The sequence below is a fragment of the Terrabacter sp. R4-6 genome (assembly GCF_057529065.1).
In genome coordinates this window covers 2,223,746-2,234,344 of record NZ_CP197224.1, presented here as the reverse complement: position 1 = coordinate 2,234,344, position 10,599 = coordinate 2,223,746, and the positions used below count along the sequence as shown (strand labels likewise).

Below are 10,599 nucleotides of genomic sequence, written 5' to 3'. Positions count from 1 at the left end.
GTCCGACGCGGCCCTCGAATCATGGGGAGTGCTCCCCATCGACACCCCCCGAGGGCTGACATAGGTTTCTGCATGTCGACGAAAGCCGCCCATCGGGACGAACTGCCCGAAGGCGCAGCGGACGTCGAGGAGTTGGCACAGCGCGGGCCTGCACGGTTGGTCCGGAAGAGAACTTCCCGAATCAGTCGGGGGAACACAGGCAAAGGAGAAGGTCATGGCTTGGCTCGGAATGAACGACGATGAGGTCAACGCCCAGGGCAACGTCCTGCAGCAGCAGGCGGAGGCCATCCAGAAGCTCATCACGAAGGTCGACCAGGAGGTCGAGTCCCTGAAGCAGAACTGGCAGGGTGACGACTCCAAGCAGTTCGAGCAGGAGTGGACCGGCACGCACCGTCCCGAGCTCCAGAAGGCCCAGAAGCTGCTCACCGAGATGAAGTCGACGATCGACCACGAGGTCCAGCAGCAGCGCAGCACCTCGTCGCAGTACTGATCCACCTCATCTCCAGACCAACCCACACACGCAGACTTCTGAAGGGGAACTGACATGGCTGTTTACAAGAAGGGTATGAACGCCGACGCGGTGTCCGCGTCCGGTGACAAGCTCGTCGGCTACAAGGGCGAGCTCGAGGGCATCGTCGAGGCCGTCAACGGCGCCGTCTCCACGATCAAGAGCAACTGGGGCGGCACGGACGCCGACCGCTTCCAGAGCGACTGGCACGGCCAGCGCCAGGTCGTCTCGGCCGCCGGCGACAAGCTCGACGCCATGGGCAAGAAGTGCAAGACGAACGCCGAGACGCAGAAGCAGACGTCGTCGAAGTGAGCCCGGCTGCCGCGTGAGCCACGAGCTCCGCAGCACCCGTCGCGAAGGGTGGTCGCTCCCGTACAGGGGAGGAGCGGCCACCCTTTCGCATGCCCCGGCCCACCACGTGTCGACCTGCACGTATCAATTCGCTTGACAGCCGCGTCTGCCCGGTGTGAGACCTAGACTGAGCACCCAGAGGAGGGGCGACGCATGGGCGAACCTGGTGAACTCACCGAGCTGGTCGCCCGCGCCTCCCACGGAGACGCCACCGCGTGGAACACCATCGTCGAGCGCTTCTCGTCGTTGCTCTGGGGCGTCGCGCGCGGCCACCGGCTCCGACAGGAGGACGCCGCCGACGTCGTGCAGAACACGTGGCTCAAGCTCCTCGACCACCTCGACTCGATCAAGCAGCCCGAGGCCCTGGCCGGGTGGCTGTCGACGACGGCCCAGCACGAGGCCCTGGCCGTCCTGCGCAAGGGCAAGCGTGAGCACCTCGTGCGCGACGACGACCTCGCGACGGACGTTCCCGACGAGCAGGCTCTCGCTCTCGACGCGGCGCTGCTCGACGACGAGCGCGACGGTGAGCTCTGGTCGTGCTTCCGCCACCTGCCGGAGCGCTGCCAGGTCCTCCTCCGGGCGCTCATGGCGAGCGACCGACCCAACTACAAGCTCATCTCGGAGGCGCTCGGGATGCCGGTGGGCTCGATCGGGCCGACGCGGATGCGCTGCCTCGAGGCACTCAGGACGATCGTCCGGGAGTCCGGCTCCGACCTCGACACGGAAAGGAGGGCGTGATGAGTGACCACGACCTGCACGTCGACGACGAACAGCTCCTCGCGCGACTGCGGCGCGTCGCCGACGCGGTCGACCCGGTCCCCGATGACGTCGTCGAGCTGGGCCGAGCCGCCTTCGCGCTGCGACACGCCGACACCGCCCTCATGGCACTGGTGACCGAGGCCCTCTCCGAGGTGGCCGTCCGCGAGGCGGACGGGTCGGGGACGGCCTCTCACCTCATCGTCTTCGAGCACGAGGGCACCTCGATCGAGATCGAGGTGAGCCGCCGTGGTGACTTCACGCGCGTCATCGGCGTGGTCATGGACGGCACCGAGCCGTATGCCGCCGGGTCGGAGGTCGTGCTCGAGACCTCCGCGTCCCAGACGCGAGTCGCCCTCGACGAGGGCCGGTTCACCTTCGAGCGGGTGCCCCTGGGGCTCGCGCGCGTGGTGCTCGAGCACGCCGGGCACAGGGTCATGTCGACGCGGTGGTTCGAGGCGCGCTGAGCCAGCAGGCCGGCATACCTCCTCAGCTGCCCCACACGGTGAACGACGCCGCCGTGGCCGCGAGCATCGGGTCGCCGCCTGCGGCGGACCGAGCCGCGCGCAGACCGTCCGCGAGTGAGCCGCCGGCGGCGACGGCGGTGTGCACGATGGTCATGAGCCGCACGGTGGCGGCGTCGTTGACGGGGTTGACGCTCGCGACGACCGAATGGGTGCCCATGGCGAGCAGGCTCGACACGAGACCGAGGGCCTCGTCGGCGCCGATCGGGTGGACGCCCCCGGAGTCGCAGGCCGACAGCACGACCGAGCGCGGCGGACGGGACAGGCGATCGAGGTCGTGGACCATGAGCGGTCCGTCGGCGAGCATGAGGGAGGAGAAGAGCGGCGCGTCGCCCCGGAAGGTGCCGTGGGCGGCGATGTGGGCCAGGCGGGCGCCCTCGAGCACCTCCAGCGTGCGGTCGACGGTCGCCGCGCCGCCGCCGAGCACGACGGCGTCGGCGTGGAGGCGCCGCAGGTCTGCGACCTCTCGCTGCTCGGTGCTGAGCCCCGGCCCCGTCACGAGGGCGACGTGGCCGCCGTGGCCTCGGCCCGCCCGGACGTCCTGCGCGCGGTTCCACAGGGCGATGGACGGCGACACCGTCAGGGCGGAGTCACGCATCGCGGGCATCATCCCGAACGGCACGGTCAGCAAGGACGCGGCGGGCACGACGAGGACCGATGCCCGCGACCAGGCGGGGTCCGGGTCGCCCAGGATCCCGGCCTGGAGACGCTGTCCGACGGCCGTCACGTCGACGACCCGGCCGTAGGCGGCCCGGCGCAGGGCGAAGCGCGCATGGGCCGCCTCGCGCTCGGCCGTCACGGCATCTCCGAGACGTCGGAGCCGCGCCCGGCCGTCGGCCACGGTGACGGCGAAGAGGCTCCCGCGCACGATGGCGACGTAGAGCAGCGTCGTGCCGCCGAGCCGTTCGGTCAGGCGGGTCAGGTCCGGCCCGGGCGCGTCGGAGCTCTCGGCGCGAAGGCGGCGGTAGCGACTGCGCACCGCCGTCTCGAGGCGGTTCCGCTCTCGGACGAGGTGCCCCTCCTCGCCCCGGAGCGTGAGCCGGCGGGTCACGTCCCGCAGGGCGGAGACCTGGCTGGCCAGCTCGGGGTCGTCCGGCGGACGCGCGGCCGGGCCGGTCAGCGCCGTCGCCCGCCAGCGGTCGGTCCACCACAGCACGGCCCGCGCGTCCCCGGCCCGCTCGGCGTCCTCGACGGCGAGCGAGACGAGCTCGAGCCCGTAGCCGCTCGCGAGGGCCCGCAGCTCGAGGTCGCCGATGAGCGACCGGTGCTCGTCGACGGCATCCAGGCCGCGGCGGCAGGCGTGGCGCAGGGAGCGACGGTCGCCCACCTGCTCGGCGAGCATCGCCTGTGCGAGCCACGCCGCTGCCCGCGGAAGCGGCGCCCCGTCATGCCGTCGCGCCGCTGCGTCGTCGAGCGCCTGCGACCGGACCCGCACGTGACCGGTGTCCCCGGCCACCTGCGCGAGGAGCAGGAGCGCCTCGGGCAGAGCCGGGTCCTCGAGGCGGCGCAGGACGCGTACGAGCGCGCGGACGCGCTGGAGCAGCTCGGGAAGGGAGGGCCGGTGCCGGGCGCTGACGCCGTCCGTGGACCTGCGAGCCTCCTGCTCCGCGGCATACGCCGCCTCGAGGCCGAGCAGGGTCGAACGGGCAGCCCAGCGGGGTCGGCGGTGGGCGCGGAACGTCTCCTCCGCCTCGTTCGCGCGGGACGCGGCTGTCTCCCACTGCTCCTGGAGCAGAGCGGCGCGTGACGACGCCAGCAGGAGGTCGGCGCGCCAGACGGCGGCGAGGTCGGGCCGGGAGAGTGCGGTCTCGAGCATGACCTGCGCCTCGGCGGCGAGGCGTGCCGTGAGCAGGGCGTCGGCGTGGTCGACGAGCTGCTCGACCTGGTCGACCCCCGCCGCGCGGTAGCGCTCCTCGGCCTGCTCCATGAGAGTCAGGGCCGCGACGACGTCACCGCGCTGGAGGGCCACGAGCGCCCGGTTGCGGGCCGAGAGCGTCGCCTCGAGGACCGCGCCGATCTCGAGGTGCGCGGCCTCGGCCGCGGCGTAGTCGGCGCTCGAGCCGGCCGCGTCGCCGAGGGCCCGCCGGGCGTCCCCACGCGACCCGAGCGCCCGTCCCTCCCAGAGCTTGTCGTGGGCGCGCCGGCTCAGCTCGACGGCGCGGGTGAGGTCACGGACCGCCTCGTCGTAGCGCCCGAGGAGCCAGAAGGTGCAGCCGCGCAGATGCAGCACGCGGTGCCGGGCCGGCCCGGTGCTGAGACGCAGGGCGCGCTCGAGCTGCAGCAGTCCCTTCGTGGTCTGTCCGGCGAAGACGAGCGTCGTCCCGAACGTCGCACGCACCTCCGCCTCCCGGTCCGGGCCGGCGCGACGCGCATACCGCAAGGCCTCTCGGCACTGAGCCAGCGCAGGCTCGGTGCGGCCGCGATCTCGCTCGACGATCGCGATCGCATGGTGCGCCAGCGAACGCTCGCGGGGTGCGGCTGCCCGGGCGAGCATCTCCAAAGCCGTGGTGGTGGCGAGTGCCGGCTGGGATATTGCCAGAGGTAGGAGGTCCTCGGCGAGCGGCCTCGGGGGAGATGTATCAGGCGCGGCGACCGCCTCGTCTGCTGCATGTCTGGCGCTCATGTCGGACCTGTTTCATGTCCCCGCCCCGGAGGTACTGATGACTACTAGTGATGATGGCACCACCGATGCCCCGCTGCCCCAAGGATTTCCCGAGCCCGCGCCGGACGAGCTGTGGTGGGGTCCGCCGCCGAACGACCCGCTCAAGGTCCGCCGCTCCATCGTGCAGGCCCGGCTCATCCAGCAGGCCTGGGAGGCCCAGGGCGTCGACCTCGTCGTGGCCCGTGATGCCCAACGGACCGCGGTGTCGATGTATGCGCCCCGGCGGGTTCTGGTGCGCACCGCCGCCGTCGATGCCGTGTGCGGGCAGCTCGGCATCGAGCCACCGGGCCAGCGGACGTCCAGGCTGGAGGGCCTGACGGTCCTCGGGATCCCCGACGACCCGCGCCCCCTCGAGGTCATCCTGCGCGAGCTCGACGAGAGCGTCGGCGAGGGCGTCGCCACCCCGGACCACCTCCTGCACGTCTGCAAGACCTGGTGTGCCCCGGCCGAACCCGTGCCCGGCTCGGGTAGCGTGCCGACCGGCTTCAACCTCGACGTGGAGCTGGACGGTCATGACCGCCGCGTCGCCGTCGTCGACACGGGGCTCTTCGAGGACGTCGTCGCCGAGCACTCGTGGCTCGCGGGCGTGACGGGCGAACCGGAGCCCACGGGCGTCGGCCACTACCGCGGTCACGGCACCTTCATCGCCGGTGTCGTGCGGTCGTACGCGCCGGCGGCAGCAGTGAACGTCGAGGCGGTCCTGACCGTCGGTGGCACCGTCTTCGAGAGCGACATGGTCGACGGGCTGTGCGACTCGATGGACCTCTCGCTCGTGGAGTCGCGTCCCGAGGTCATCAGCTTCTCGGGTGGCACCTGCACGCGCCTCGACCGTCCGCTGCTGTCGTTCGAGGTCTTCTGGGAGGAGGTCCTCCAGGGCGCCGAGGGCGAGACCGTTCTCGTGGCCGCGGCCGGCAACGACGGCGACGAGGGGCCGTTCTGGCCGGCTGCCTTCGAGTGGGCCTACGGCATCGGGGCGCTCGACGGGCCGGGCGACGCCCGGGCGGGTTTCTCGAACTTCGGGCCGTGGGTCGACGCCTATGCCCTCGGGACCGACATCCTCAACGCCTACCCGACCGGCCCGTACGAGTACCTCGAGCCGCCGCGGACGGGGCAGGTCGAGGACTTCCCGGACGGCCTCGCCGTCTGGAGCGGCACGTCCTTCGCGACCCCGATGGTCGCCGGCCTCATCGCCGCGCGGGTCACCCTCCGGGGCGGCAGTGCCCGGGACTCGGCGGACGCGCTCGTGGCGTACGCGGCCGCCAACCCGGGCTCGGACGGTTCCCCTGCCCTGACGAGCGCCGAGGCCGCGCGCCTGTCGTGACGGGGCGGGTCGCACGACGTCGGAGCGGTCACTCCTCGGGGAGGGTGACCGCCCCGTCGTGTCGTCCGCGCGCTCAGGCGGGGGCGCTGGTGAAGCGCAGGTAGGGCTTGACCTCGTCGACGGCGTCGGCACCGAAGCGCTCGCGGGCGTCGGCGGTCGAGACGGTCGGGGCGACGATGACCTTCTGGCCCTCACGCCAGTCGGCCGGCGTCGAGAAGGGGCCGCTGTCGGTCAGCTGGAGCGCGTCGACGGCGCGGAGGATCTCGTCGAAGTTGCGGCCGACGCTCTTGGGGTAGGTCAGCGACAGGCGGACCTTGTGGTTCGGGTCGATGATGAAGACCGAGCGCACGCCCGAGGTGTCGCCCTCGCCGGGGTGGATCATGTCGTAGAGCTCGGAGACCTGACGGGAGTCGTCGGCGATGATCGGGTAGCCGACGGTCGCGCCGCTGACCTCCTCGATGTCGCCCTTCCACTCCTCGTGCTGCTCGATCGGGTCGACCGACACGGCGAGCACCTTGACGCCGCGCCGGGTCCACTCGTCGTCGAGGGCGGCGACGCGGCCGAGCTCGGTGGTGCAGACCGGCGTGAAGTCTGCCGGGTGGCTGAAGAGGACGGCCCAGCTGGCGTCCTTCCAGTCGTGGAAGCGGATCGGGCCCTCTGTCGTCGTGGCCTCGAAGTCGGGGGCGATCTCGCCCAGTCGCGGTGTTGCCATCGGCTCGTCCTCTCGCGGTCGGGCGCACGGCGCGCCCTGGTCTGCGACTCATTGTCGCCACAGAACCATGCATCGCGTTATGGGTGTCCAAATGTTGTGACGCACATCCAGCGGGCGCCCAGCCGACTCGCCGAGACTGCGCGTGGAACCTGTCGCCGTCCCGAGGAGCCCGACGTGAGCGCCCTGCTCGACACCATCACGAACCAGGTGCTCCACGCCCCGGTCTGGCTCGTGCTCCTCGTCGTCGGGGGCGTCGTCTTCGTCGAGGACGCGCTCTTCGTCGGCTTCGTCGTGCCCGGCGAGACCGTCGCCGTCCTCGGCGGCGTCGCGGCCTCGCTCGGGCACGTGCCGCTCGCCGCGGTGCTCGTCGTCGTCGTCGCGGCCGCGATCGTCGGCGACACCGTCGGCTTCGAGGTCGGCCGCCACCTCGGGGGCCGGGTCGTCGCGCTCCGCGCCTTCGACCGGCACCGCGAGCGCATCGACCAGGCGCAGGGCTTCCTCGGCCGGCGCGGCGGCGCCGCCGTCTTCCTCGGCCGCTGGACCGCGTTCCTGCGCGCCGTCATGCCGGCGCTGGCCGGGATGTCGAAGATGCACTACCCGACCTTCCTCGTGTGGAACGCCGCCGGCGGGATCGCCTGGGGGAGCGTCGTCGTCACGGCCGGCTACCTCGCGGGCCGCTCCTACGCCCGGGTCGAGACGTGGCTCGGCCGCGGCGCCGCCGTCGCGGTGGGCGTCGTCGTGGTCGTCGCGCTCGTCGTCTGGCAGGTGCGCCGGCACCGTGACGAGGGCGCCGGGGCTGCCGAGGCGGAGCGCGCTGAGAACCCCTCGCGTATGCCGTCAGCCGGCTGAGCGAGAAGCCTTCCCGCCCGCTCGCGTGGGCGCGGTTCGCCGCGCCGGACGCGGTGCTCGTCACGATCCGGTCGCGGACGTCCCCATTCGTCCCGAGTCGCGCGGTGACCTGCGATGCTCCCCGTCGTGACCGCCGAACTGCCGCCGCCGAGCGGCCCGCCACAGCCGAACCCGGACGCCGACGCGCCACCCGTGCAGACCGCCGACGCTTCGAGCCCAACCGGCTACCCGGCACCGCCGCCGATGATGCCGCCCGGCGCCCCGGCGCCGTGGACGGTTCCGGCCGGGATCGGGCTGCCGCCGACGGGAGCGATGCCCTCGTCGGGCTCCCTGTCGTTCGAGCCGGTGCCGACACCGGGCACCAACGGGCTCGCCATCGCGGCTCTCTGCTGCGGCCTCGTCGGCATCTTCCCGATCGCGGCCATCGTCGCGATCGTCCTCGGCGCCGTCGCCCTGAACCAGCTGCACAGGCGGATCCAGCGAGGCCGCGGCATGGCCGTCACGGGCATCGTGCTCGGCGTGCTGTGGCTGCTCGGCTGGGTCGTGCTCTTCGTCGCCGCGGTGGTCACGAGCGGCCCCGAACGCACCGCATCAGGTGCGGTCACGCAGACGACCGATGCCTACGTCGAGGACCTCGAGGCCGGCGACTGCTTCTCCGGCGCCGGCCGCGACGAGGTCGACAGCGTCACGATCCTGCCGTGCACGACGGCCCATGAGAGCCAGGTCGTCACGATCTTCGCCATGCCCGCCGGCCGGTGGCCCGGCGAGGACAAGGTCGTGCAGGCGGCCGAGAAGGGCTGCTCGGAGAAGGCCGACCCTCTCATCACCGACCGGGCCTACGACGACCTCAGCCCGTCCTTCATCTACCCGACGGACGAGTACTCCTGGCGCGGCAGCCGCGAGATCATCTGCGTCGTCGACGCACCCAGGGGCACGACGACCGGCACGGCCCTCAGGTAGCCGCTCCGCACGTCACGCGGCGCGCGTGAGGCCCCCTTCCGGACGGAAGGGGGCCTCACGGCATACCGGATCATGCGGTCGTGACCGGAGGGTCAGCGCTCCTCGGTGCCTGCGATGAAGGCCTCGAGCTTGGCGCGACCGAGGTCGTCCGGGCGCTGCTCCGGCGGGGACTTCATGAGGTAGGACGAGGCGGACAGCAGGGCGCCGCCGATGCCACGGTCCTTGGCGATCTTCGCCGCACGGATGGCGTCGATGATGATGCCGGCCGAGTTGGGGGAGTCCCACACCTCGAGCTTGTACTCGAGGTTCAGCGGCACGTCGCCGAAGGCGCGACCCTCGAGGCGCACGTAGGCCCACTTGCGGTCGTCGAGCCACGCGACGTAGTCGGACGGGCCGATGTGGACGTTCTTGCTGTCGACGAGACCCGAGAGCGGGCCGGTCAGGTTGCTCGTGACGGCCTGCGTCTTGGAGACCTTCTTGGACTCGAGGCGCTCGCGCTCGAGCATGTTCTTGAAGTCCATGTTGCCGCCGACGTTGAGCTGGTACGTCCGGTCGAGCACGACACCGCGGTCCTCGAAGAGCTTGGCCATGACGCGGTGCGTGATCGTCGCGCCGACCTGGCTCTTGATGTCGTCACCGATGATCGGCACGCCGGCGGCCTCGAACTTCGCGGCCCACTCGGGGTCGGAGGCGATGAAGACCGGCAGGGCGTTGACGAAGGCGACCTTCGCGTCGATGGCGCACTGGGCGTAGAACTTGTCGGCCTGCTCGGAGCCCACCGGGAGGTAGGAGACGAGGACGTCGACCTTGCGGTCCTTGAGGACCTGCACGACGTCGACCGGCTCGGCACCCGACTCGTCGATCGTCTGGCGGTAGTACTTGCCGAGACCGTCGAGCGTGTGGCCGCGCTGGACCTCGACGCCCGTCGTGGGGACGTCGGCGATCTTGATGGTGTTGTTCTCCGAGGCGTTGATGGCCTCGGACAGGTCCTTGCCGACCTTCTTGTCGTCGACGTCGAACGCGGCGACGAACTCGACGTCAGAGACGTGGTACTCGCCGAACTTGACGTGCATGAGGCCGGGGACACCGGTGGTCGGGTCGGCGTCCTTGTAGTACTCGACGCCCTGCACGAGCGAGCTCGCGCAGTTGCCGACGCCGACGATGGCGACGCGTACGGATCCCATGGATCACTCCTTGTTGTTGGTGGTCGTGCTCTGGGGGGTGGTGATGTCTGTGGTGGCCGGTGCCGCGGGCTCGTCGTATGCCGCCGGGCCCGGGTCGAGGGCGGCGCGGCGTTCGGCGACGATGAGCTCCTCGAGCCAGCGCACCTCGCGCTCGGCGCGCTCCTCGCCGTGCTGCTGGAGGGCGAGGGTGTAGCTGTCCATCCGCTCGCGGCGGGCCTGTGAGGCGTCGCGGATGTTGGCGAGGCGCTCCTCGAGCCGGGAGCGCCGGCCCTCGAGGATGCGGAGGCGGACCTGTGCCTCGGTGCGGGAGAAGAAGGCGAAGCGGACGTCGAAGTCGTCGTCGTCCCAGGCGTCGGGGCCGCTGGCCGCTACGAGGTCCTGGAAGTGCTCCTTGCCGTCGGCCGTCAGCTCGTAGGTGATGCGGGGGCGCTTGCTGCTGCCGGTCGCGGCCTCCGTGGTCTCGTGGATCCAGCCGGAGTCGACGAGGTGGCGCAGCGCCGGGTAGAGCGAGCCGTAGGACAGCGCGCGGAAGATGCCGAGCGCGGTGGTGAGGCGCTTGCGCAGCTCGTAGCCGTGCAGCGGGCCGTCGTGGAGCAGGCCGAGGACCGCGAACTCGAGCAGCGCGGCGCGGCGGCTCTGGGGGCGTTCGGACTTCGGCACGGCTTCACCATACACGCAGATATATCGCTGCGATACATCGTCGTGACTGTCGGGTCAACCGGCAGGACCGAACCCGGTCTCGGCATGTGTCCGACGCCTGGGTGGTTCGTGC

At 71.6% G+C, this 10,599-nt stretch carries 11 protein-coding genes; 7 read left to right on the top strand and 4 right to left on the bottom strand.

Features of this window, described 5'->3' with window-relative positions; translation table 11 throughout:
- Positions 1–214: 214 nt before the first annotated feature.
- From ACSSS0_RS10570 to ACSSS0_RS10555, 4 genes are all read left to right on the top strand, one after another.
- A complete protein-coding gene (locus tag ACSSS0_RS10570) occupies positions 215–490 on the top strand; it encodes a WXG100 family type VII secretion target (protein WP_081633740.1) in 276 nt (91 codons plus the stop codon).
- Between the two features lie 54 nt (positions 491–544).
- Entirely contained in the window at positions 545–820 is a 276-nt protein-coding gene (locus tag ACSSS0_RS10565) for a WXG100 family type VII secretion target (RefSeq protein WP_435984016.1), read from the top strand.
- A gap of 192 nt (positions 821–1,012) precedes the next feature.
- Positions 1,013–1,597, top strand: a complete 585-nt coding sequence (locus ACSSS0_RS10560; RefSeq protein ID WP_435984017.1) for an RNA polymerase sigma factor — start codon at positions 1,013–1,015, stop codon at positions 1,595–1,597.
- Positions 1,597–2,082: a carboxypeptidase regulatory-like domain-containing protein gene (locus ACSSS0_RS10555; RefSeq protein WP_487231118.1), complete on the top strand. Its 486-nt coding sequence runs from the start codon at positions 1,597–1,599 to the stop codon at positions 2,080–2,082. The genes ACSSS0_RS10560 and ACSSS0_RS10555 overlap by 1 nt, the downstream gene beginning before the upstream one ends.
- 22 nt (positions 2,083–2,104) lie before the next feature.
- Here ACSSS0_RS10555 and ACSSS0_RS10550 read toward each other — a convergent pair whose 3' ends face one another.
- Positions 2,105–4,477: a CHAT domain-containing protein gene (locus ACSSS0_RS10550; protein WP_487231117.1), complete on the bottom strand. Its 2,373-nt coding sequence runs from the start codon at positions 4,475–4,477 to the stop codon at positions 2,105–2,107.
- Positions 4,478–4,799: 322 nt separating this feature from the next.
- Between ACSSS0_RS10550 and ACSSS0_RS10545 the strand changes: the two genes are divergently transcribed.
- Positions 4,800–6,122, top strand: a complete 1,323-nt coding sequence (locus ACSSS0_RS10545; RefSeq protein WP_487231116.1) for a S8 family peptidase — start codon at positions 4,800–4,802, stop codon at positions 6,120–6,122.
- Positions 6,123–6,195: 73 nt separating this feature from the next.
- Here ACSSS0_RS10545 and ACSSS0_RS10540 read toward each other — a convergent pair whose 3' ends face one another.
- Complete coding sequence (locus tag ACSSS0_RS10540) at positions 6,196–6,834, bottom strand: peroxiredoxin (RefSeq protein WP_487231115.1); 639 nt, start codon at positions 6,832–6,834, stop codon at positions 6,196–6,198.
- Positions 6,835–7,008: 174 nt separating this feature from the next.
- Between ACSSS0_RS10540 and ACSSS0_RS10535 the strand changes: the two genes are divergently transcribed.
- Complete coding sequence (locus ACSSS0_RS10535; protein ID WP_487231114.1) at positions 7,009–7,683, top strand: DedA family protein; 675 nt, start codon at positions 7,009–7,011, stop codon at positions 7,681–7,683.
- 126 nt (positions 7,684–7,809) lie between these two features.
- On the top strand, positions 7,810–8,643 hold the full coding sequence (locus ACSSS0_RS10530; protein ID WP_487231113.1) for a DUF4190 domain-containing protein: 834 nt from the start codon (positions 7,810–7,812) through the stop codon (positions 8,641–8,643).
- A gap of 92 nt (positions 8,644–8,735) precedes the next feature.
- Here the strand turns inward: ACSSS0_RS10530 and ACSSS0_RS10525 are convergent, their stop codons facing one another.
- Together ACSSS0_RS10525 and ACSSS0_RS10520 are read right to left on the bottom strand one after the other, a co-directional pair.
- Positions 8,736–9,827, bottom strand: coding sequence for an inositol-3-phosphate synthase (locus tag ACSSS0_RS10525; protein WP_435984024.1), 1,092 nt, complete (start codon positions 9,825–9,827; stop codon positions 8,736–8,738).
- 3 nt (positions 9,828–9,830) lie between these two features.
- Positions 9,831–10,487, bottom strand: a complete 657-nt coding sequence (locus ACSSS0_RS10520) for a PadR family transcriptional regulator (RefSeq protein WP_487231112.1) — start codon at positions 10,485–10,487, stop codon at positions 9,831–9,833.
- Between the last annotated feature and the right edge of the window lie 112 nt (positions 10,488–10,599).